Origin of the sequence: Paenibacillus sp. 7541, from assembly GCF_002276395.1 — a bacterium.
In the GTDB taxonomy this organism is placed as follows: domain Bacteria; phylum Bacillota; class Bacilli; order Paenibacillales; family Paenibacillaceae; genus Paenibacillus_AQ; species Paenibacillus_AQ campinasensis.
Genome location: NZ_NQLZ01000001.1, coordinates 83,284 through 106,409, shown reverse-complemented (window position 1 = coordinate 106,409; position 23,126 = coordinate 83,284). Strand labels below are relative to the sequence as shown.

Below are 23,126 nucleotides of genomic sequence, written 5' to 3'. Positions count from 1 at the left end.
TACTATAAATGAATGGTTAAAGAAAGGTGAAATGATGTCCAATACATATGCCAACCACCGGATCCCCGAGGCGAGTCTGCAGTTCACAGGCGTTAACGGAACCTATTTTAACGAAAGTGCGTTCTTTTTTTACCACAAGCGTTCTTCAAGCAATAACCGAGATCAAATCCTCTATACCCGGGTCCGGCTGAAGCCGCAGAAGGATAAGGAAGTGCTGGAATGTCTGGAGGCGAACGGGATTGCTTACGACAAGCTCGGCTATAACGTCAACGGACACCGTGAGATATCGAATCTTGCGAGCGTCGTGCATCTGGGGATTCTGTATGTCTTCTGGACGGAGGACGGACATATCCATTATGTTACATCAACAGACGGCAAGGCTTGGTCACCTTCGGTACAGCTTCCGTATTCCTTTATTCGGCGAACCCAGTTCGCAGCCCTTTCGGTTCATGGCCGTTTGATTCTACTCGGTGCCCATCATGCGAATTCGGAGAATCGAATCGGCATCGTATATCAGGACGATAACGGCGTGTGGCGGATCGATGCGAACACCGCCTGGAAAAACGTAAAGCACGTATGTGCATGCGCATACGCTCATCCCGGCGGTTACTTTGATATCATGGTCGGCGTGGTGACCACGCATGCCAATCTGTGGACCGCGATCTTTCGCTCTGATATCGGAGTAAATCCCGGTACAGGCAGCGGTTTAAGACAAATTGCAGACAAACATCACGAGGAGCAGGACGGACGCGTTGACTTTCTCGCGATCGAGGCGGGGACGGTAGAGGACGGTGTGCAGGATCCTTCGGTACAGCTGTTCATCAATGGATGGCATCGTCCACACAGCTGGGCCGGGTACAAAAATAACCAGATGAAAACATATAACATCCTTACCGGCGAATGGAGCAAGGTTTTCACAAGAACGCATGGACACACCAAGTATCCAACATGGGTCTATATGGGGGCGTTTCAATACTTTGTTCCGATCGGAACAAACGGAGAGATGCGGCAAGAAATCTGGCTGTATATGAACTATAATGATGAAAACTTCGTGAAACAAGGGGGAAGCAATCTCGTTCTGTGCCGCTACAAGTCGGATGTTATGAGATTCGTGAATCGAGAAGAAGAGAAGGTCAAGGATGATTTTCGAGCCCTTGTCGGAGTTATTGAAGGAGCACCTCCATACGTGACCAATGGAAGTACGAGGAGTGAATACGGTTCTACCTTCTATTATGGGCGTTCATCCACGGAGCAGATTGCCATCTCCACCCGTTTTCAGATGGGCTCGTACATGCAAGCAGGCCCCAGTCTCCCAGTCGGAGCGGAGGCTTCAGTGAAGTTTTCTGCTCAGCAAGCTGACCACAGCTCGGAGATCTCTGAAATTACGCGGCACATTGACAAGACGATCGTTCCCATTCCGGGAGAGAATTCCGTCACTTACGTATATCTGACACCGCATATTGTTCGAACGACATACGAGCTGTATGACTGGAAGATGCAAAAGCCTTTCGGGGTTCGCACTTATGTTTTTCATACATCCAAAGCAGATATCGACTTTGATGTGCTTCCGATCCTCCATACCTATGTGAACCAGCCGAACACCCATGACTATACCACGTTCTTGCAGCGATTCCCGTCCGTACCTCATTATGCGGATGTGAAGCAAAGTCTTGCTCTGGATGTCAGCTGGGTTCCCGGCGAAACCTCGGCCTTCTTCGAGAAGAAGACATCATCCGTGAACATTACCAGCAGTACCGTGTCCGGAGAAATTACGGCCGGCTACTCGGGTATATTAAGCATGGGGGGGAACACCAGCTTTGAGTATGAATTGTCCCATAGCTCGGAAGTTGCTGAGAAAATAGGGGTGAAGCTCGATTATCCTTATCCTCGTGCCGGTCATCCGGGTGATGTCCGAAAACTGATTCTCCGCATGCTGATGCTGGTGCCAGATGCAGAACAGATCGATTCCTGTTACTGGATTCCGAAGGATAAGCAGAATCAGCGCCCTTGGTGCGTGGCTTGGTCCATTCAAGAGGTGAAGCTCCAAGAATCTTCCGATTGAGGCCAGGAGTGACCTTTTTCATTCGGTAGGTTTAATCTAGCTTGGGTTCGGGTACTGGACTACAAGTACATCATTCCTATGAGAGGAGAGGGTACATGTGGATATACAAATCAGATCATTCTTCATACAGGATGATGGAGAGGTTCCGAACAACCCGGACTTGCCGGTGGTGGTCTATCCAGGAGTATTCGCTGAACGTCCTGACGGTCTGGAGCCGGCCTTCAGCCGCCATCAATGGACTGGAAGCTGGACGGGTGGCATCTACGACTACCACCATTACCATAGCAATACCCACGAGGTCCTTGGTGTTCAGTCTGGCAATGCGACCGTTCTGGTCGGCGGTGACGCCGGAGAGCGGCTTGATCTTCAAGTCGGTGACGTAATCGTGCTGCCTGCAGGCACAGCGCATATGCTGATTGAGGCAAGCCCTGATTTTGCCGTTGTTGGCGCTTATCCGAATGGCACGACACCAAACATGAGAGAACGGAATCCGACCGATCGGACGCAGTCGATCACGGAGATTCGCAGCGTGCCGGTTCCAAGCATGGACCCGGTGTTCGGAGAGGATGGGCCGTTGCTGCATAAATGGGTGAAATGAAGCAGGTGGGAGTAGGAGATGCAGATGGGCCGGATAACGGAATGTGAGATCGAGCGGTGAGATTTTCTTGAAGAAAGGGGCAGTCCCTATTGCGGACTGCCCCTGTTAATTTTTTAATATGCTGAATAATACATAGGATACAATTCGCCATCAAAATCAATGAAATAACTTTCTGCCTCTCCTGAATCCGCGGAAAACGCTGAATAGAAGCTTGGTTTCAGAATTTGGTAATTCCCATTACTTAAAGGTTCGATGTTATCAATACCAAAGGTTGATGTATAGAAAGGAGATTCAAACTCTAGGTATAAAAGAAGATTGACATCGTATGATGACCCGTATCTAGCTTGAAGATCTTTTGCGATAGGTTTGGTCAGTTTATAAATATAGGAGTCGTCCAATGCATTGTCCAATAGGATCATATAATCATCAAAATCAAAGAAAATACCTACGAGTATGGTTTCGTTTTGAACAACCGAAGTATAATATACATCATATAAATCGCGACCCGATCCTAAGGCTCCGTAATTTTGGTCCAGATAATTTCTAACCTGTACGGATGTAGGGGCAGATTTGGTTGTTTGTGCTGCAGGCTGCGAAATGGATCTACCATTCCCACTAAAGACTTCAATAACATTACCATTGTTTCTAATACTTAATGAAGCACCTGTGGATTCGCTGATAAATCTAAGTGGAACGAATACTTTCCCCGCTACAACGGTAGGTGCAACCTGAAGATTAACAGGAGAGCCGTTGACATAAGCCGTCTTGTTTCCAACATTAAGAATAATTCTCGTACTGCCTTTGGTTGCAACAACTTGCTTTTTTTCTTGATTCCAGGTGGAGGTGATGCCCAGCTTCTTAAATACAGGCGTGAATTGGACTAGTGTAGTTCCGTCAACAATAATAGGGTTTAGATCGAAAATAACCCTCTGTCCATCCACGACCACTTGCTTACTTACGGGTGCTGCGTTTACACTTGGCAAAACACTGGGGGAAATGAGTGTTAGCAGCAGCGTCGTGATAATTGCTACCTTTTTTTTCATTTGTTTACTCTCCTTTTGAGTAGAATCTAGTCAGTAAGGTCTATCTACTATATATGTATACAAGACTCTTTACCTAGTATTATTTTACTATTTGGTGTAAAGGTTTTACAGGTAAATTGCCCATACGTCGAAAATCCTCTAATTTCAACCAACTTGGTTTTGATCATCTTCGGAAAAGGTTCCAGGACGATTCATCCTGGGAAAATGCTAAAACGTCTCCCAAGCCGTAGCTCGGAAGACGTTCGAGGTGTTACTGGAAACTCAGGTTATCCCAGTTGCGTTGAAACTGCTCCAGCATTTCTTCACGCGTCAAACTGCCACCGATATAGCCCTGAATGCTGCTGTACATTTCCTGTGGCATGCCGTTCGGCAGCCGGGTCCAGTTCCAGCTCAGTGTTTTGCCTGCATCGGCATATTTCAGCACTTCGACCCCGAGCTGGCCGAGACCTTCTTCGGTGCCCTCAATGCTGTCCAGCGCAGGTATAAACTTAAACTCGCTCGTAATATATCGTTTTCCCATTTCCGAGGTGACCATCCAGTTCAGGAATGTTTTTGCCTCTTCCTTGACCTTGGAGTTTTTGTTAACCACCCAGTTGCCGGGAACTCCGGCATAGATCATGCCTCGGTTCGTATCGGAATCGTGAATCGGCATCGGCAGAATGCCCAGATTCAGATCCGGATCGATACCATCAATCTGCACCTGCGTCCAGTTGCCCTGCTGCATCATGGCCGCTTGTCCGGTAGCGAAGGTGGACACCTGACTGCTGTAGTCCATGGAGAGCGGATTCGGGTTGCCATATTCAAGCGTTAGATCCAGAAGATCGATCCATTGCTGGAATATTTCGTTGCCCATGAAGGTGGCTGTTCCTTCCGTTAACTCGGCAATAAACTGTTCCGGATCCGGCTGCTGGGCAAAAGCCACGTTGGCAAAATGATTCCCGAGCACAAACCATGCCTGATAGCCATTGGCAAATGGCGTAATGCCTGCGGCCTGCAGCTTCTCACAAGCCTCCCGCAGCTCGCTGAGCGTCTGCGGCTCCTCGGTTATGCCAGCCTGCTCGAACAGATCCTTGTTATAGATAAAGCCGTAGCCTTCCAGGTTCATCGGCATGCCGTACAGCTTCCCATCCACCGTCATCTGATCCAGCGCGACTTCCTTCACATCAGCGACCCAAGGCTGATCCGACAGGTCTTCCAGATACTCCAGCCACATATCCCGCTCATGATCCCCGCCAAGCGTGAACAGGTCAGGCTGATCGCCGGAGGAGAATTTCGCTCTCAGGGAAGCGCCGTAGTCGCTTCCGCCTCCGACCGTCTGGATATTCAAGCGGATGTTCGGATGCTCCCGCTCGAATTCTGCTTTCAGCTCATCCAGCTGCTGTGAAATTTCGGCTTTGAACTGAAAGACGTCCACCGTAACGACACCGGCCGTTCCGCTGCTCTGGCTGCAGCCTCCCGCAACGACGATGAGCAGGGGGAGCAGCACCAGCAGCGCTCTTTTCCATCTATTCATGAATGTCATCCTCCCTTACGAAAGTAGCTGTCGTTGATTAACCTTTGACCGAGCCCTGCACAATCCCTTCGATAATGTATCTCTGCATGGCCAGGAAGAAGATTACGATCGGCGTTATTCCCATCACAAGGGCGGGCAGCGCCAAATCCCACTGCTTCGTATATTCACCGAAGAACATATACGTTGCGATTGGAATGGTTCTGAGCTGCGGATCATGAAGAATGAGGGAAGGCATCAGATAATCGTTCCAGATCCAGAGTGTGTTCAGAATAATGACAGTCACAATAATCGGCTGCATCAAGGGCAGCACTACCCGGAAAAAGATGCCGTTCGGGCTGCTTCCATCGACCGTAGCGGCTTCCTCAATATCGATCGGCACGGATTTGACGAATCCATGCAGCAGAAACACGGTGAGCGGCGCGCCAAACCCGAGGTAAGCGACAATGAGGCCAATCCGGGTATTCATCAGTCCGATGCCGCTGATGACTTGCACGAGCGGGATCATGATCGCCTGAAACGGAATGACCATCGCCGCGACGAAGGCAACGAACAGCACGCGGTTGAACAGATTGTCGTTGCGAACCATTTTATAGGCACACATGGCACAGAGCAGAGCAAGAAGAACGTTGCTGACCACGGTAATGACAAGCGAGTTCATAAAAACATAAGAGAAGTTCGTGGCATGCCAGGCCTGCGTATAGTTGTCCCCGTTGAAGGAGCCAGGGAACGATGCGGAATTGGACAGTATCTCGCCATAGCCCTTGAATGAATTGCCGACCAGGAAATAGAAGGGCACAAGGAACAGAATCGCGAGCAGGATGACGACGATTTGCGTCACAATCCGTGAGCCATTGCGTTTACGCGCGGTAAAATCCATCACATTTCAACCTCCTTTTTCTTCGTTGCTCGAACTTGTAGAAGAGAAATAATAGCAACGATAATAAAGAAGATCATCGCTTTGGCGGAACCGAGCCCGAACCGGCTGATCGTAAACGCTTCCTCATAAATGTTAAGCGATACGGTCTGCGTGGACTTGAACGGGCCGCCTTCCGTCAGAGACAGGTTCAGGTCAAACAGCTTGAAGGACCAGGAGATGGTGAGAAAAAGACATACGGTAACCGCGGGCATAATGAGCGGAATAATGACCTTTCGCAGCAATTGGGATCGGCCTGCACCATCCACCTTGGCCGCTTCAATGAGTGAGGACGGGACGTTGTTGATCGCGGAAATGTAAATCACCATCAAATAGCCGGCATTCTGCCACACAAACACGATGACGATTGCCCAGAAGGCTGTCGTGCCCGTTCCGAGCCAGGGAAGGGTGAAGAAGGACCACCCCGTCAGCTCCCCGATAGAAGAGAAACCCTGGACAAAAATAAACTGCCAGATAAATCCGAGCAGCAGTCCCCCGATGACGTGAGGAATAAAGAACACCGCCCGAAGGGTGTTGCGGGCAAACAGCCTGCGAGTCAGAATATAGGCAAGCGCAAAGCCAAGCAGATTGGTCAGTAGAAGCGCAACAACCGTAAATTTGGCTGTAAACCAGAATGCGTTCAGGAAGGAATAGTCGCGGGTGAAGATATGTACGTAGTTTTGGATTCCGTTCCAACCCACATGACTGGATATTCCGTTCCAGCTGGTGAATGAATAATAGATCCCCAGAAAGAAGGGAACCAGCACCATACATAGAAAAAACAGGGCAGTAGGTCCGACGTAGAGATACTGCTGCAGTAATTGAGATCTTTTGTTTCGGATCATCGTTTCCTCTCCCTTCATGAAATAAGCTAACAACCTTAAATAAACCGGGTATAAATTGTTTGAATCTCCAGCTACCATAATATGGTTGTCCTTCAGATAGAGGTATCCAAACTGTGGAGCGGGAGAATTGTTGACCTATTCGTGGGTTGACGAACGGTAAAATCCAGGATAAAGTGAATCTTATATTTAGTAATTTAGTAATTTAGTAAATTCATGAGGGTGAGGAGAGTATCCATGGATAAAGATAAGCGGAAGCAGCTTCTTGAGGAATACAAGCAGATCAAGATTTATATGGGAGTCATCCAAATCAAGAATAAAATCAACGGCAAAATCTACATCGACAGCTATCCCAATTTGAAGAACAAATGGTTCACCTTGCGAATGCAGCTGGATATGGGCAGATTTGCGAATGCACAGCTTCAGGAGGACTGGAATGAACTCGGGGGCGATGCGTTTGAATACGAGGTGTTGGAGCAGAAAGAAATCGACGAAGTGACCGATATACGTTGGGAAAGAAAGCAAATGCTAAAGCCGTGGCTAGAGCAGTTGCAGCCTTATGGGGATCGCGGTTACAATACCCCCAGGTGAAATGAAGCAGACCAATGACTGAGCAGCCATTTTCTAAACCTTAATGAAGGGTTGGACCAATGTGGTTAAAATCGTATCGTATGTTTCCAGAAGAAATTTAGATGAATTTGACATGTCCCCGGGAAACCACAAGGATAATTTTGTCTCCATCCACGATCCATTATCAAAGGAAACCGCGAATGAACAGCTTTTATTTCGTTCAGTCAACAGCTATTCAGAATGGACAGCATTCATCGCCTAAAATCCTTAATGGCTGAATTAACGACATTGGCCCAGCCCGATGGTCACTAACTTGACGTACATCCATATGGCGAACTTCTATAATAAGGCATGGCACAAGCATTTTCTGCATATAGGGATATAATGGAGAATGTGGTTGATGAAGAGAACCCAGTAAGCGATAATATGGATATAACACTTCATGAGGTATGGCTGTCTGGATATTGTGCAACAGAAGTGGCTGGCGAGAGGTGAGGCCGCACATCCAAGAGGCCAGCACAGTTCATGAAAAAATAAAGGAGATGTGGGGGAGCTCGTAAATAGCGGGCTAGGCCTCACGATGTCTAACCATGACGATGAAATTGCTGTTAGCCGTGCTGTTAAGCGTCCCGTTTACCATCATTAATTTTAACGCTTACTTAAAAGGCAATGCTCCCTCTGCCGTTCACGTCCTAAGTACCGGGCTGTTTCTGCTTGTATGGTTGGCATGGGCGTTCTATACCAGTCAACAGGACAGAAAGCCTTCTCTATTTATCAGATTCAGCTCTGTATACGGCCTTATCTCGATCATTGGTGTATTCCTCATGTATTTCGTCGAAGCCTGGATCATTGCAGTGCCTGTAGGGATTATTATTCTAGGCCCAGTATATGGACTGAGACATTTCATGCCGACGCTGCCGTATGAAGCATTCGGCTACGCTTGTGTCCTTATCGTGTATGCGGCCAGCCTGATCGGTGCCTTTATTGGCGAGCTTTCTAGTAAAAGGTCGGCAAAAGCGTAAAGGGAAGGATTTTCACGAAGTTACGGAGCACTAAGGTACTCAGAAGCTTGTTGAAAAACAGTCGTTCTATGAAAATTAAACTCTTGGAATGAATGGAAATATGTTGTATCATAAGCTTAATTACATACGGAATAGAGGAAGCACCTCTGGCATGGGCCTATCGCCTGTGTCGGGGGTGCTTTTTTTGTTGTCCATGGATGGATTGCTTATGAATACTGAACTTAGTCGAGAGGTGAATGGAATGAAATCCAAATCTTTGTTACTTACATGTGGGTTAACGGTGCTGTTTATGCTGTGGCTTCTTTCACTGATAAGCTCGCCATCTTATGCAAGCCAGGCTGCAATTCCGGAGCAGGCTCCGAAGGCATCGTTCTGGTTTGCACCCAGCGCCAAGGAAGCCCGGAACGGACTTGGTTATTACCGTGAAGACGTTATGCCCGGGGAAACCAAGGATTACAAATTCTATGTTAAAAATCTGGAGAATACTGAGCTCAGCTTGAAAATATACGCCACTGATCCGATCCCGCTTCAAAACGGCGGCAAGGATTTCAAGTCGTATAATGCGGGGGTGACCCATGCTGGAGCCTGGTTGCATCCTCAGGGCCCCAAGGACATTACCCTTGGCCCGAATGAGATGCGAGAGTATACATACATAGCATCCATTCCCGATGACCTGGAGCCCGGACAGCATATTGCCGTTGTCGCGGTGTCGGAATATATCGAGTTTCAGGGACCAGCCGTTGAGACCAACATGGTAAACACAACAGTCGCACCGGATATTGAGAACCAAAGCGGACTATGGATTGTCATGGACTACGAACTCGAGAAGGCCCGGCACGGATTGGCGATTCATTCCTTCAAGCATGATTATATTGCATCGGGGGAATCGCGGTTCACAGTGTCTCTGGAGAATACGGGCACGATTTTGGAGCAGCCCACCGGTTATCTGGAGATACGCGACACTTCAAAAAATATCATATACCGCAATGATTATGAAGCCGGTTCGATCTATTACGGAACCACAGCCAGCATGGTCAGCATCGCCAGGGGCAAGCTCCTGATGCCTGGGGAGTATGAAGCCTACTTTGAGGCGAATTATGCGGGTCAAAAAGCGTGGAGGATGTTTAAGTTTACCGTTACTCCAGAGGCAAAGAATGAAGCACAGGCATTAATGGAGTATGCGGGGAAAATCGAAGTCGACGGCGGGATTCCAGATTGGTTGAGATCTGTTCTTATTGCTGGCGTCATCCTGATATCCATTCTTGTACTCCTGTTGTTATGGTTACTGGTCAAACGGAAGAAGGGGGACCTTGAAGAACGGATCAGCAGATATATGAACAAAGGCTATTCCTTTGAAAGGACCAGGAGAAAAGTACAGCTTGATCGTACAACATTCACCCTCTATGTGGTGAAGCTTGGATACATAGCGGAAGGGGAAGAGCCGAAATGGAATCAGACGCTTAATACAAGTCAGGCAATGGAGCTATCCCACAACCTGAAAGGGGATGATGACAATGTAATGAAAGGAGCTTAACGAATGAAAAAACATTGGGGTTTCGAAAGTACATTTAAATGAAATTGGAGGTTGGGTTCATGGTTCAACGACAAAGGCGATCATCCTTTCAACGGACACTTTCCGTTGTGCTAGCTGCGGTATTATTCGCTCCTGCGCTTCTGCTCCAGGGTACGAATACAGCTCAGGGAGCTGGTTATGGGAATATTGATGGTACAACCTATGAGTACGATCAAATTTCCAAAGGTACTCAGACACAAATTCATTTAAGCGATGGAAGAACGATTGGGGTCAATACCGGGAGTAATCTGCCCGTCGATTCAAAATTCATTACACATGACCATAATGCCAAACGAATCTTTACAGCTGGCGCACACAATGGTTTTACAACGAACATGCAGATCAAGCTGATGAACAATGGAGACCTATTGATTCGTACAAATAATAACCCTTTAACACTCCGCGATACGAACGTCGTTGACTTTGCATACTTGGATGGTCGTGGGGAACATACGAGCATGCAATTGCAAACGATGAGTTGGTTTTCGTTAAAAGCGGATGGCAGCGTATATGCCTTTGGTGGGGGAACCAACGGACAGCTAGGTACCGGCACAAAGTCAGATAAAACCGCCCCGACCGAGGTCATTAACCCGGATACGGACACTCCATTGACGGGTGTAAGGAAATTTATTCAACTCAATTATAACAATGTGCTTCTTGTCACGGATGGACAAGTATATAAGATCGGAAGAGCTTTTAATTCGGATTCCTTTCATGATGCTAAGCCGATTAACATAACTAGGATGTTTCCAGCGTTTACATCTGCGGATGATTTCGAAATGGGATACTTGCATAAGGATGTTGGCAGACATGCTTTGTGGCAGGATTATTCAGCGAACCAAACTATCCAACCCTTATTGGACATGCGATATTTTAAAATTAACGGCTCCTACTATACGTTAACTGACTCTGCTCAACCGGCACCTTATATGACAAAATTGGGCAGATACGGTTACGACGAACTTCGCTCAACACAGCTATACCCGCTTCCAGTCTCCAACGCAGAAAATGTAACCAGAGCGTTAACTGATTTTAAAGCTATAGGGAATGCGTCTCTTTCAACAAGATTAGATAACACGTTCTTCGAATTGCAGTCTAATGGGGACCTTGTGTCATGGGGGATTCCAATTGGAAATATGGGGTATAGTTCCGGAAACTATAACGCGAGCAAAACTTTAATTGCTTCTAGTGTTGTCAAATACTTAGTTGCACCGCATACCTCTTCATCGGTTGTCATTATTTTGCAGGACAACGGCAGGGTATACGCATTGGGCAGCAACGGGAATGATCCAGCCAACTTGGGCACGGGGAATATCGGTCCCTTAACCGGAATTCGAGGGAAGCTTACGGTTCCTACTCCAATCGAAGGAACAGACAATGAAGTCAAAGATATAGTCGACATTGCTGCTTCTTACAACCATTTATATGCGCTACGTGACAATGGTGAGGTCTATGTTATTTCGAATACACAATACGGCAAAATAAACAATGTACGTTATGTCGGGCTGCTGGAAGTTCCTCCAACATATACGGGGACTGATGCTAGAAATGAAGTATACGGAATCGGAGAAGATGGTAATTTGTATTACTTCCAAGGATCCAGCCCGGTTATGCAGAATGGAGTAACTGGCATCTACCCGTCCGGCTATACGCCTGTGCCAGCAATGATAGACAAGCCTATAGAGTCCCTCTCTTACGATAAATTCGAGAATTCTGTCGTCACCCTGGATTACCCAGCTTCAGCAATGATAAAAGAGTATTCTATGGACAACGGCGTCACTTGGGTGAACTACACTCATCCGATTGTAGTCACTTCCGTCGGATCTGTGACGATTCATGCACGAGCAGGTTTAGATACCGGCACCAATATCATCTACAGTGATCCACTCATTATGAACATCAGCAATGATCCAATCGAGATTCCGGTGGGTTACCCTAAATTGCTTGAGCAAGATGGGGTTGTGACCGTTGATACCGGAGCGATTGATTTGAGCCGGGTACAAGTTCAAGTGGAGGTAAACGGCCAGGTATCCGACTACGTATCGCCGATCCAGTTAATGAATGGTAACCATACGGTTTCTGCAATCATTCTTAATGCCTTCGGAGCCGAGCTAGCAAGGGTCACTGATAACATCAATGTGTCACCGGCTACTCCAGGCGTGCTGACGGCACCTATTGGCCATCTGGGTGATGTCGATTCGAACGATCAGCGGTCCTTATCATTTAGCTTTAATCCAACCCAAGGGTTCCTCCAGCTTCAGCATGATCACGGCCTTTGGGTGGACGAGCCTGACATTTTCAACCATTATACGGGCTCATCGTCTGATCCCGACTCTACGGAGCGGAAGTACACCTTCATGATTCCTAACGTCATTGGTTCCGTATATAAAGCACGTGTCACAGACGGGGTGAATGTCAGTGCCGAGACGACGCTTGTGGTCACCGGCGTAGTCTATGATCCTGCATTCCTTCGTGACGCGAACGATAAACTGGTGATTGATTTCTCCAATCTTCCAACAGGCAACTGGATGAAAGAATACTCTCTCGATCATGGCGGAAATTATCATGAATATGTTGGTCCGATTGACGTCGGGGCTCATCTTCCGATCAAAATCAGAGTCTTGGATCCGTCAACGGGATATATTCTGACAGACAAAGAATATATCACACCCGCCTTAAATGGCGCTAATCCGAATCCGAGTCCGGGTGTAGACCCAACCTGGGGAACCGAGGTAACGGCAGCGGATCAGGAAGCGATTCTAAACGTCATAGGCGGGGGGCTTTCTTCACAGTTTCATGGTTTGTTGCTGGACAACATCGAAATCCAGACCGTCCATGATTACCAGATGATCAACAGTGTCACGAGTGCGCTGCTTGAAGATAGTACAGGCCAAGGTGATGGCTGGACGTATTCCTTGTCGATCACCGACTTTGTGAGTGATCCAGTTCTTGACACCGGCTTAAACACCTCGGATCTCATAGTTAAGATTCCATCTTCGTCTCTGAGTGTGGATGTGAAATCTGCAAAAGTTCTTGCCGGTTCACCAGATCAAGTTGCTAGAACAGGGAATTATATTTTGGGTGCTCAAAAACAAGCCTTGGCACAAGCCGAACCATTCCAGGGAATGGGTTACTACGATATTCCTATGGATTTTACATTCCGCGTCCCTAGCTCGGTGGAAGTCGTCTCGGCAGGAGCGGGAAGTGCACATCAGGCAGGAGACAGAGTCGGTTTGAGAGTGGGCGTATACAGATCCCTGTTCACCTTCTCTTTGGCCAAAGGAATTTGATTGCAGGAGGGGAATGAGCGCATGCCCAACCTGCCTAACCATTCCTGAAAAAGAAACGATGGAGGAAATAATATGATAAGTCGGTATAAGAAGATGCTGCTTGGCACTATGAGCATGTCTGTATTGCTGCTTTCTCTGGGTACTTCCACCTTTGCAGCTGACGTGTCGGAACAAAAGCTGGAGGTTGTCGGCTCGGGGTTAAGGGCTTTTCAAACGCCTCTGAAATTTGATGACATACGCCTGGATGTCAAACAGGCTCAGTCATCACAAGCGGAGACAATGATGACGGTCGTTGATGGAAGAGGTACTGACGCTGGTTATACAGTCAGTATGAGCTCTACCGATTTTGAAATCGAGAAAGTAATCAATGGTGTCCTGGAAAAATTCTACATTCCCGCATCAGCGGTTGAGGTAACGACAGCGTATAAAGGGCCGGTAACCGGTGCTCCTATCCATTTTGGTTCGGGACAGGGGACGCTGGTGTCTCAACTTGTTCTCTCGAATGCATCGCAGGCCATTATACAAGCCAGACCGTCCTTCGGCGGAGGAACGCATCAGTTCGAGGTTCGTTATGATCTCAAATTGCCTCAAACGATTAGCAAGCAGGATGGCACGAAGGTTGGGGTATTACAAGGCTCTTATAGAGCACGCTTTACCTATAAAGCAACTTCCGGCATTTAATATTTCCCAAGGAGGGCGAGTTCGCCCTCTTTGTTTTTATGTCTGCAAATATTCGTGCTTGTAAATCGCATGCATTCTCTCCAAAATACGAGGCGCTTGATCGATATATTTCAACTCCATCATCCGATTGTTGGATATAAACACCCCCGTCTTATCCCGGTGTTGTCCAAGAGCGCCTTCATACAATTTGTCCGCACCATGGGCTGGAGGAGGAAAGAACAGCTTCATTAACATGTGGACCAGAACAGGCAGTCCGGACGTTTTCCCTTTTCGGATCGTATTGTTGCTCCCGGGATCGACGCTGCGAATCTTAATGTTATCCAGGGCAAGCTGAGGGGCAATGGCGTGTGTCCATAGCGAAAGTCCCAGCTTAGAACTGGCGTAAGGTCCGATCAGTTTACGGAAGGTCCTGGGCTCCTCCAGAATTTCCAGACTAAACTTCTTCGTCATCCGAAGCACTGCAGATGAAGTGTTAATGACCGTTTTCAAACGGCCGTGCTTTAGTAGATCCTTTAGCTCCATCAGAATGATATACGGTACTACCGTCATCAGTTCATAATGCTTCTCACGTCCTTGTGGTGAATAAGCCAGCTCCGGGAAGCTGCCGCCGGCATTATTGAACATAATATCAATCTGCTGCTCGCTGGTTCGAATGGTATGCAGTGTGGTTCTCAAGCTGGCGTAATCCGTAAGGTCTGTGACTTGATAAAGACGAAGCTGTTTGCTCAAGAGCGCTTGCTGGATGAACGAGTCCTCAGGCGAAAAGGCTGAGCGGTTCAAGGCGGCCACCTGCCAGCCTTCGGACAGCAGTTTCTTCGTTAACGCCAAGCCGATCCCGGCGTTAGCTCCTGTAATCAGTGCGGTAAATCCTTGCTGGTGAGTGTTCATGGTCTCTTCTTCCTCCTAAGATAGGGACATTTCCCCGTGATTTCACACATTGTAGAACTTGGAGTCGACTCCAAGTCAAGAAGTGAAATGTAGTTCTTGCGGATAAGGGAGAAGAGAGTTGACTTAGAGCCAGCTCCAAGATATATTGCACATAACATAATTTTTAGGAGGGAATCGGATGGAGGCACAACAGGTATTTACGATCAAGCAAACGGCCGAGCTGACAGGCATCTCTGAGGATACGATTCGTTATTATGAAAAAATCTCCTTGCTCCCCCGAGCGGAGCGGAAAGAAAATGGACATCGCATCTATCGGCAGGAGGACATTGAGACGATCCAGCTGTTATCCTGTCTGAAGAAGACAGGGATGCCACTGGATGAGATGCGTCCATTCTTGGGGGTAGCCATCGATGCCGATCCCGGGGAGTTCCCGGAGCTGGTGGAACGTTTAAGGAACCATCGGGAGAATATCGTCAGCCAGATTGCCTCGCTGCAGCAGGTCGTCGATTTTATTGATATGAAGCTGGAAGAGGGACGGTATCGCCGAAATTGCTCGGATGGAAGCGGGAATGATGCAGCGTTGACGTCACCGTCAGCGGTGGAAGAACCGGTAGCTAAGCCTGTGTCCGCTGTTCAGATGACCTATTTTTCAGTACCGGCCAAGGCTGGGAAGTAAATGAGCATAGCTTATCCAAGTGGAGACCCCTTGCATTCAGACGATTCCCGAGATCTCTAGTGCTCCAATTCATAAAGATTCCCCCCTATTAAACCAAGTGGCGGCGAAAATATCGCATATATCCTACTTCTAAAGGGTAATGACTAACAGCAGAGTAATCGTATAATGATGAAGCGATAGAGGGGATGAATCGAATGAAACGGAGACTGTTACTGACAGGAGCAGCGGGTACGATTGGGAATGTCCTCTACAGCCATGAGGATCCCCTTCGTTTAGAGGGCCGAGGATTAGGCCCTGGGGCAGGCAGCAATAATGTGGTGAACACAAGCTGATGTGCGTGCGTAAAGCTGGCAGGCAGAGCGGCAGGTAGAATACATTTATAATTGATCATTCCTTTGACCTCACGGCATTCGGCTTTTATCATGGTTGTAATCATGAACGATGAGAAAGCGAGTGGACACCTTATATGATTCCGTTGGTATACGACCAGGTTAATCACTGGGGAAGAGACGATGAATTTTTCCTGGCCCTTCTAAAGAGCCTGGATGTGAAAAGGGTTGCAGACTTAGGCTGCGGCACAGGAAGATGGACGATGCATCTTGCTCGGGAAGGCTATGACATTACAGCTATTGACCCCAATCCGGAAGCGATTGAAGTGGCCAAAGCCAAGGACGATGCACACCATGTCACTTGGATTATTGGGGATAGCACGATATTGCAAACCAATGCTTATGATGCCGTTATCATGACAGCCAATGTTGCCCAGGTATTTCTGACCGACGAGAGCTGGGAGCAGACGATCTCGGATGTATACCGCTCCTTGAGAGCTGGGGGACATTATATATTTGATACACGAAACCCGTTAGCTAAGGCTTGGGAAGCGTGGGAGAAGGATACGGCTCCTGATGCAGCCAAAGATATGGCAACCGGAGATCCGCTTGAAATTCATACGAAATATGAAGGGTTCGAGGGAGATATCTTCACTTTTTATGAAACCGTCAAACATGCAGGGACAGGCGAAGTGTTGATTCATGAAAAAATGCAGATCAGGTTCCGGAATCAGGAGGAGCTCACCGAGTCGCTAAAAAAGGCAGGTTTTACGCGAGTCACAACTTATGGCGATTGGGAGTTGAAACAAGCGGGGCCTGAACACAAATCGTTTGTTTTTCATTGCATCAAATGAACGCTTGTACATGAATATTGAACGGATCAAGCTTCGAATCCCGGCAGGTATTGCCGTTTGCAATAATGGATTGGGAAAGCTTATCAATTGACAGCTGTCAAATGCCAATGTTAAGATACGGCTCTTAAAGAAGAGGGGGATTGTAATCAATGGTTCACTCCATGCGTTTATGGTAAGTATGCGATAAAGAAGCGGATTTCCACTCAGGTGGGCTTTTTTTGAGCTGCTTATTTTTACGTATGAGGACATGGATTGCGACCCGGACGGCATATTTGCTGTGCTTTATTTCGCTCTGTTCTGGCACGTAACCCATGCAGATTCAAGCCCACATGTGGACTTGGATCTGCATTTTTTATTGCTTTCATGTTGGAATTGAAACGTCAAAGTCATTGATGTGAAAAGGAGGCATGACAATGCATAGGTTACACTGGTACTTCTTTATATAATCCTCTCTTTGTTAAATCGCAGGTCAACCTGCGAACAGAACGACGGAAACTGCGATTTTCGAAGGAGGAAAAATAAATGTTATTGATAAAAGCGAAGGATCTTTATGTGGAATACTTGGGACGTACTGTGCTCGATATCGACCAGCTGGAGTTGTATGAATATGACCGAATCGGCCTGGTTGGTGCCAACGGAGCTGGAAAAAGCACGCTGCTCAAAACGTTACTCGGCAAAATGCCTCTGCAGCACGGCAAGATTGCAAGGGAAGGCACGTTCACTTATCTCCCCCAGTTGGATGAGGTAATCGTCCAAGATGTGCAGGATTACGCTATCGTTGGCAAATTAGGCATTGACCGAGTGCAGGCCGAGACCATGAGCGGCGGGGAAGAGACACGATTGAAAATTGCACAGGCACTGTCGGGCGAAGCGCATGGCATCTTTGCCGACGAGCCGACATCTCATCTGGATCGCGAAGGCATCGACTTCCTCGTGAACCAGCTTAAACATTATTCCGGTGCGCTGCTCATCATCAGTCATGATCGTTATTTTCTCGACCAGGTTGTCGATAAGATCTGGGAGCTAAAAGACGGGAAGATCACGGAATATTGGGGAGGGTATACCGACTACTTGGTTCTGAAGGAAGAGGAACGACAAGCCCAGGTAGCCCAATATAATCAATACGTGGCAGAACGGGAGCGGCTGGAACAGGTTATGATCGAGAAGAAGAATCAGGCACGGAAGCTTGACCGTAAGGAATCGGGCAGAAAGAGCAGATCGGAAAGCGGCGGACGTCTCGGACATCAAAAATCCCAAGGCAGCAAGCAAAAAAAGCTTCATAACGCCGCCAAAAATACGAAACGGAGAATCGAAGCGCTTGGCGAAGTCACTCCGCCCGAGGCTGTGCGAAATGTCCAATTTCGACAGAATAAAGCGCTGGAGCTCCATCATCCATTTCCGATTACAGGGCACGACATCTGCAAGCGATTCGGGGATAAGGTGATCTTCGACCATGTATCCTTCCAATTCCCGCTAGGAGGCAAGATTGCGATCAAGGGCGCAAACGGCGCCGGCAAAACGACGTTGTTCAACATGATCCGCGATCGGGAAAGCGGTATTACGTTATCGCCAAAGGCGGAAATCGGCTATTTTGTCCAAACCGGTTACAAATTCGATCGAAATCAGAACGTCATGGCATTCATGCAGGAAAACTGTGATTACCCGGTTTCCGACATTCGATCAGTTCTCGCCTCCATGGGGTTCACGCAGCAGGATGTTCGCAAAGAGCTGTCGGTATTAAGCGGTGGCGAAATTATCAAGCTCCAGCTGGCCAAATTGTTGCTTGGACGCTATAATATCCTGCTCATGGACGAACCGAGTAATTTTCTGGACATTCCAGCCGTGGAAGCGCTCGAGACGATGATGCGAAAATACACAGGCACGATCCTCTTTATCTCCCACGATGCCCGCCTGCTTGAGGGCGTCGCCGATCAGGTGTATGAAGTGAAGGATGGCGGGCTTGTTCGTGTGTAACCATTGTGAACTCAGATCCTAATCCGATGACCAATGTCGTGATGTGGGACGTTACGGTTACAGAGGCGAACACAGGACAACGGTTCATCAACCGCATGAGATCACGGTTTCAAGTGAGTGAGTAGAATCTGACCCTGCTCAAATTGGGGCAGATGAAGGCCCTTTGTCTCATGAACATTAAGAAGCAGCCGCTCCCAGATTGCGTCACGAATCACGCTTTCGCCATCTGATGAGCGGCTGCTTCTTGTATCATTCATTTGGGGTCAGTCATCGATGTAAAGTCTTCGGTATCTTAAACCATTTCTTACCCAAATAATCATAGCGAATGTTGCTGCTGGCAATCCCGACCAGGATCGTGGCAACTCCTATCCACTGTGTGAAACTAATCGCTTCTCCGAGCACCAGGGAAGACAATATAATGACAACCGGCAGCTCCGATGAGGTGAGAATGGTTCCGAGTCCTGAGCCGACATGCGGCATTCCAATCGCAAACAGAAGGGGCGGCAGCACGACACCGAATACTCCCAGTGCCAATCCATAAGGAATCATACCGGTGAACACATCCCAATCCATTAGAAACGTAGGCGGAAAAACGATGAACACCGTCATTACGCCGCCAGTGGAGATAAGGGCGCTTTTTAACATGGGCGGGGCTGTTCTCTCGACGGTACTGCTTAAGAAAATGAATGTGGAGAAGGTGAACGCCGCAAGCATGCCCCATAGACTTCCTTGCCATGACACCGCCATCTGGTCCTGAAATAATAGATCGGTGGCCAACACAGAGCCCGCGAGCAGCAATCCGATGGAGATCAATTTGCTCTTTGTCGGCTTTTTCTTATGGAAAACCCACTCCAGCAGCGCTCCGATCCAAACGAACTGGAACAAGAACACGATCGCCAGTGACGCATTAAGGGTCTGCAAAGCTTGATAATAGAAGATGCCGGTTAATCCAAAGGGAATTCCGGACAGCAACAGCTTGATGATTGGTTTACGGGTTAATCTCTTCTTGTTGGTCAACAGAGCTGCAAGCCATGCCAGCACAGCGCCAAATAAGTACTGCCCTCCAGTGACTGCCGAAACCGTATAACCGGCCGCGTACGCCAGTTTAACAAACGTGGATAATATGCCGTAACAGCAGCCTCCAAGAAAAACAATCAATGCATAGTGCCACAATTTCATGAATCTATTCTCCTCCTTCATCGTGAACCAAACGCAAAAAACCACACAAATGACCAGCAAGGCCTTTGTGTGGCGAAAATGAAGATTACTCTCCAGAAAAGTCCACATCCGCAATCGGTTTTAAGTATTCGACTCGGTAACAGTATAGTAGCATGGCCTGAATGTTGTCAATTCTAAAATTACGGGGACTCCATCACGGTTGGAACTCGGGGACGAGTCGATGATCGTTATCATTAGGCAAGCACATCGATTCACCGTGTCGTATCATGCGTACAAATAAATAATGAATATGAAGGCAAATGCTGTTTACAAACCAACTACTTAGTGATACTATGTAGTGGTAATAAGTAATACTGAATACCAGTCATACAGAATAGCAGAGGTGATTGTACTGGAGAACCTAACCGAAATGCTTAAGGGTGTGCTTGAGGGCTGTGTCCTTGAAATTATAAACCGCGGAGAAACTTACGGCTACGAAATCACACGGCGGTTGAATGCCCTTGGCTTTACAGATGTTGTGGAAGGAACCGTCTACACCATTTTGGTGCGGCTGGAGAAGAACAACCTTGTGGACACCGAGAAGAAGCCATCCGATATGGGTCCACCGCGCAAGTTTTTCGTGCTCAATGATGCGGGGCGCGAGGAGCTGCGAAAGTTCTGGGAAAAATGGGCGTTCTTATCATCAAAAATGAATGAGTTAAAGGAGAGAGAGCGATGAACTTCTGGGAGATGATCACGGGCAGTGACATGACAAAAGAAATGAAATCCTTTGAATTACGGGTCAAAGAGCTGCCAGCCGACTATCAGGCTGCATGGGAAGAAATCAACGTCAATCTTTGGCCACACTCCAATTTCACGGGTCGTAACCTCATGCCTATTCTTGACGGCGTGCTTGGCCTGCTCGAGGAAACAGCAGCCGAAGGTCAGCGTGTCCAGGAGGTTCTCGGGGACGATATTAAAGGCTTCTGTTTAGCGCTGGTTGGTGAAGAAGGGGCGGCGTCCTACCGTGACAAGTGGCGCAAGCAGCTCAACGATAATGTCGCCAAGAAATTAGGGAAATAGGAGGAGGAAACCATGAGAATACGAGAGATGATTGAAGGCAGAAAAGAATGGCGAGCACATGTGGCTCGTGTCAAAGCGCTCCCGCGGGATTATCAGATTGTGTATAAAGAGATTCAGAAGTATCTGTTTAAGGTCGGTCCTGTGCAGTTAACCGAAGGGACGGACCTGCTCTCGGGGATCGTCGATCTTTTTGAAGAAGGAGCGGCTATGGGGAAAGACGTGCTTGAAGTGACAGGCCGTGATGTCGCGGCGTTCTGCGACGACCTCATCAAGGATTCCAAAACCTACGCTGATCTCTATCAGGAATCTGTTAATCAGGAAGTTCATAAAGCCATACAAAAGGTGTCGAAAAAAACAAAGTAGAGGGGCTGCCGGCATGGAAAAAGCGATTGAAGTGAAAGGACTGCGGAAATCTTTCAAAGATGTTGAAGTCCTAAAAGGCGTAGATTTTGAAGTGACGCGAGGTGAGATTTTCGCACTGCTTGGCTCCAACGGGGCCGGCAAGTCGACGATCGTCAAAATTCTCTGTACGCTGCTTAAACCGGACGGAGGCACTGCGGTTGTCAATGGAAATGATGTGGCGTCACGTCCTGGCCATGTGCGCCAGTCCATCAGTCTAACCGGCCAGTTTGCTGCCGTAGACGAGATTCTGACCGGACGGGAAAATCTCATCATGATCGCGAAGCTGCGGCATCTTAAGAATCCGCATCAGGTGGCAGATGATATGCTTAAGCGCTTCGGACTGACAGAAGCCGCTCATCGCAAGCCGTCTACGTATTCAGGAGGGATGCGCCGCAAACTGGATATCGCCTTGAGCCTTGTGGGGAATCCGCAGATCATCTTCCTCGACGAACCGACGACCGGACTCGATCCTGAAGCACGAATCGAGGTGTGGAAGATTGTCAAGGCGCTTGCCGACAATGGCACAACAATCCTCATGACGACGCAGTATTTGGAAGAAGCCGAGCAGCTTGCCGACCGAATTGCCATTCTTCATGAAGGCAGGATTATTGCGAATGGCACACTCGCCGAGCTGAAAACGCTGCTTCCACAAGCGAAGGTGGAATATGTTGAGAAACAGCCGACTTTAGAGGAGATCTTCCTCGCCATCGTCGGCAATAAGGAGGCGATCTAAATGGAAACGGCAAAGAACCGCTCCTTCAGTGATATGGGCGTGATGCTCGGACGTTCCATCCGCCATGTTTTTCGCAGCATGGACACCATCATCACGGTATGCATCACTCCAATTGCGATGATGCTGCTGTTCGTCTACGTGTTTGGTGGCGCAATTGACACAGGCACGGATAACTATGTGAATTATTTACTGCCTGGCATTCTGCTGATTGCAATCGCCAGCGGGATCTCCTATACAGCTTATCGTCTGTTTCTAGATAAGCAACGGGGGATTATTGAGCGGTTCCATACCATGCCGATCGCGCGCTCCGCCGTGCTTTGGGGTCATGTGCTGACATCTCTGGTATCCAACGCCTTATCCGTGTTCATTATTATTCTCGTAGCACTCCTTATGGGCTTTCGCTCATCGGCGGGGATACTGTCTTGGTTAGCCGTAGCCGGTATACTCATGCTGTTCACGCTCGCTTTGACTTGGATCGCGGCTATTGCCGGATTGTCCGCAAAATCGGTAGAAGGTGCAAGCGCATTTTCCTATCCCCTTATTTTCCTGCCATTCATCAGTTCGGCGTTTGTGCCTACGGAATCGATGCCGCTCGTGGTGCGTGTCTTTGCGGAAAACCAGCCAGTAACCCCCATTGTAAGTGCGATACGCGCTCTGCTTGCCAGCCAACCCGTCAGCAATAACATTTGGATTGCGCTCGCTTGGTGCCTGGGTATTCTTATTGTTGCGTATATTTTCGCCATTAGGGCTTATAAACGAACATCATCCGCTTAAGGTTTGTCCCGGAGTGATCGGTAAGATTGGTAATCAACCTATTGGCGGCTTTGGCTTTACTCCCTCCACAACCTTTAGGAATGCAGGGCATTCATTCCCTGCTTCTTGGTTGTGGTGTTTTTTATTACGAAATGAACTTTTAGAACCT

Annotated in this window: 21 protein-coding genes; 15 read left to right on the top strand and 6 right to left on the bottom strand. The window is 48.1% G+C overall.

Going from position 1 to position 23,126, the window contains the following annotated elements:
• Positions 1–31: 31 nt before the first annotated feature.
• Both CHH75_RS00565 and CHH75_RS00560 read left to right on the top strand, forming a co-directional pair.
• Positions 32–2,062 (top strand): hypothetical protein, encoded by a 2,031-nt coding sequence (locus CHH75_RS00565; RefSeq protein ID WP_141235795.1) that lies wholly within the window; start codon positions 32–34, stop codon positions 2,060–2,062.
• Between the two features lie 97 nt (positions 2,063–2,159).
• Positions 2,160–2,660 (top strand): cupin domain-containing protein, encoded by a 501-nt coding sequence (locus CHH75_RS00560; protein WP_095397162.1) that lies wholly within the window; start codon positions 2,160–2,162, stop codon positions 2,658–2,660.
• A 113-nt stretch (positions 2,661–2,773) separates the two neighbouring features.
• Here the strand turns inward: CHH75_RS00560 and CHH75_RS00555 are convergent, their stop codons facing one another.
• The 4 genes from CHH75_RS00555 to CHH75_RS00540 form a co-directional block, all read right to left on the bottom strand.
• Entirely contained in the window at positions 2,774–3,703 is a 930-nt protein-coding gene (locus tag CHH75_RS00555; RefSeq protein WP_095397161.1) for a copper amine oxidase N-terminal domain-containing protein, read from the bottom strand.
• A 250-nt stretch (positions 3,704–3,953) separates the two neighbouring features.
• A complete protein-coding gene (locus CHH75_RS00550) occupies positions 3,954–5,216 on the bottom strand; it encodes an ABC transporter substrate-binding protein (protein WP_255222920.1) in 1,263 nt (420 codons plus the stop codon).
• 37 nt (positions 5,217–5,253) lie between these two features.
• Positions 5,254–6,093: a carbohydrate ABC transporter permease gene (locus CHH75_RS00545; RefSeq protein ID WP_095397159.1), complete on the bottom strand. Its 840-nt coding sequence runs from the start codon at positions 6,091–6,093 to the stop codon at positions 5,254–5,256.
• Positions 6,093–6,974 (bottom strand): carbohydrate ABC transporter permease, encoded by an 882-nt coding sequence (locus CHH75_RS00540; RefSeq protein ID WP_095397158.1) that lies wholly within the window; start codon positions 6,972–6,974, stop codon positions 6,093–6,095. Before CHH75_RS00540 ends, CHH75_RS00545 begins: the two co-directional genes overlap by 1 nt.
• Positions 6,975–7,208: 234 nt before the next feature.
• Between CHH75_RS00540 and CHH75_RS00535 the strand changes: the two genes are divergently transcribed.
• The 5 genes from CHH75_RS00535 to CHH75_RS00515 all read left to right on the top strand — a co-directional run bounded on the left by CHH75_RS00535 (position 7,209) and on the right by CHH75_RS00515 (position 14,107).
• Positions 7,209–7,562 carry a GIY-YIG nuclease family protein gene (locus tag CHH75_RS00535; protein ID WP_095397157.1) on the top strand — a complete coding sequence of 118 codons (354 nt, stop codon included), beginning with the start codon at positions 7,209–7,211 and terminating at the stop codon, positions 7,560–7,562.
• A 575-nt stretch (positions 7,563–8,137) separates the two neighbouring features.
• A complete protein-coding gene (locus tag CHH75_RS00530; protein ID WP_141235794.1) occupies positions 8,138–8,563 on the top strand; it encodes a hypothetical protein in 426 nt (141 codons plus the stop codon).
• 256 nt (positions 8,564–8,819) lie between these two features.
• Positions 8,820–10,097, top strand: coding sequence for a COG1470 family protein (locus tag CHH75_RS00525; RefSeq protein ID WP_141235793.1), 1,278 nt, complete (start codon positions 8,820–8,822; stop codon positions 10,095–10,097).
• 59 nt (positions 10,098–10,156) lie between these two features.
• Positions 10,157–13,426, top strand: a complete 3,270-nt coding sequence (locus CHH75_RS00520) for an RCC1 domain-containing protein (RefSeq protein ID WP_176475409.1) — start codon at positions 10,157–10,159, stop codon at positions 13,424–13,426.
• 114 nt (positions 13,427–13,540) lie between these two features.
• Positions 13,541–14,107 (top strand): WxL domain-containing protein, encoded by a 567-nt coding sequence (locus tag CHH75_RS00515; RefSeq protein WP_141235792.1) that lies wholly within the window; start codon positions 13,541–13,543, stop codon positions 14,105–14,107.
• A 36-nt stretch (positions 14,108–14,143) separates the two neighbouring features.
• Here CHH75_RS00515 and CHH75_RS00510 read toward each other — a convergent pair whose 3' ends face one another.
• Positions 14,144–14,995: an SDR family NAD(P)-dependent oxidoreductase gene (locus CHH75_RS00510; protein ID WP_095266152.1), complete on the bottom strand. Its 852-nt coding sequence runs from the start codon at positions 14,993–14,995 to the stop codon at positions 14,144–14,146.
• A 178-nt stretch (positions 14,996–15,173) separates the two neighbouring features.
• On the opposite strand from CHH75_RS00510, the gene CHH75_RS00505 reads away from it, so the two are divergent.
• From CHH75_RS00505 to CHH75_RS00495, 3 genes are all read left to right on the top strand, one after another.
• Positions 15,174–15,671: a MerR family transcriptional regulator gene (locus tag CHH75_RS00505; protein WP_095266153.1), complete on the top strand. Its 498-nt coding sequence runs from the start codon at positions 15,174–15,176 to the stop codon at positions 15,669–15,671.
• Between the two features lie 466 nt (positions 15,672–16,137).
• Positions 16,138–16,854, top strand: a complete 717-nt coding sequence (locus CHH75_RS00500; protein WP_095266154.1) for a class I SAM-dependent methyltransferase — start codon at positions 16,138–16,140, stop codon at positions 16,852–16,854.
• A 522-nt stretch (positions 16,855–17,376) separates the two neighbouring features.
• Entirely contained in the window at positions 17,377–18,828 is a 1,452-nt protein-coding gene (locus CHH75_RS00495) for an Msr family ABC-F type ribosomal protection protein (protein WP_095397152.1), read from the top strand.
• Between the two features lie 267 nt (positions 18,829–19,095).
• Here CHH75_RS00495 and CHH75_RS00490 read toward each other — a convergent pair whose 3' ends face one another.
• Complete coding sequence (locus CHH75_RS00490) at positions 19,096–20,007, bottom strand: EamA family transporter (protein ID WP_095397151.1); 912 nt, start codon at positions 20,005–20,007, stop codon at positions 19,096–19,098.
• Between the two features lie 409 nt (positions 20,008–20,416).
• On the opposite strand from CHH75_RS00490, the gene CHH75_RS00485 reads away from it, so the two are divergent.
• The 5 genes from CHH75_RS00485 to CHH75_RS00465 are packed head-to-tail and all read left to right on the top strand — an operon-like array spanning position 20,417 to position 22,978.
• Positions 20,417–20,725, top strand: coding sequence for a PadR family transcriptional regulator (locus tag CHH75_RS00485; RefSeq protein WP_095266158.1), 309 nt, complete (start codon positions 20,417–20,419; stop codon positions 20,723–20,725).
• Positions 20,722–21,069 (top strand): DUF1048 domain-containing protein, encoded by a 348-nt coding sequence (locus CHH75_RS00480; protein WP_095397150.1) that lies wholly within the window; start codon positions 20,722–20,724, stop codon positions 21,067–21,069. The genes CHH75_RS00485 and CHH75_RS00480 overlap by 4 nt, the downstream gene beginning before the upstream one ends.
• 12 nt (positions 21,070–21,081) lie before the next feature.
• Positions 21,082–21,432, top strand: a complete 351-nt coding sequence (locus CHH75_RS00475) for a DUF1048 domain-containing protein (RefSeq protein ID WP_095397149.1) — start codon at positions 21,082–21,084, stop codon at positions 21,430–21,432.
• Positions 21,433–21,445: 13 nt separating this feature from the next.
• Positions 21,446–22,204, top strand: a complete 759-nt coding sequence (locus CHH75_RS00470) for an ABC transporter ATP-binding protein (RefSeq protein WP_095266161.1) — start codon at positions 21,446–21,448, stop codon at positions 22,202–22,204.
• Positions 22,205–22,978, top strand: a complete 774-nt coding sequence (locus CHH75_RS00465) for an ABC transporter permease (RefSeq protein WP_095266162.1) — start codon at positions 22,205–22,207, stop codon at positions 22,976–22,978. It begins immediately after the preceding gene.
• Positions 22,979–23,126: the final 148 nt, after the last annotated feature.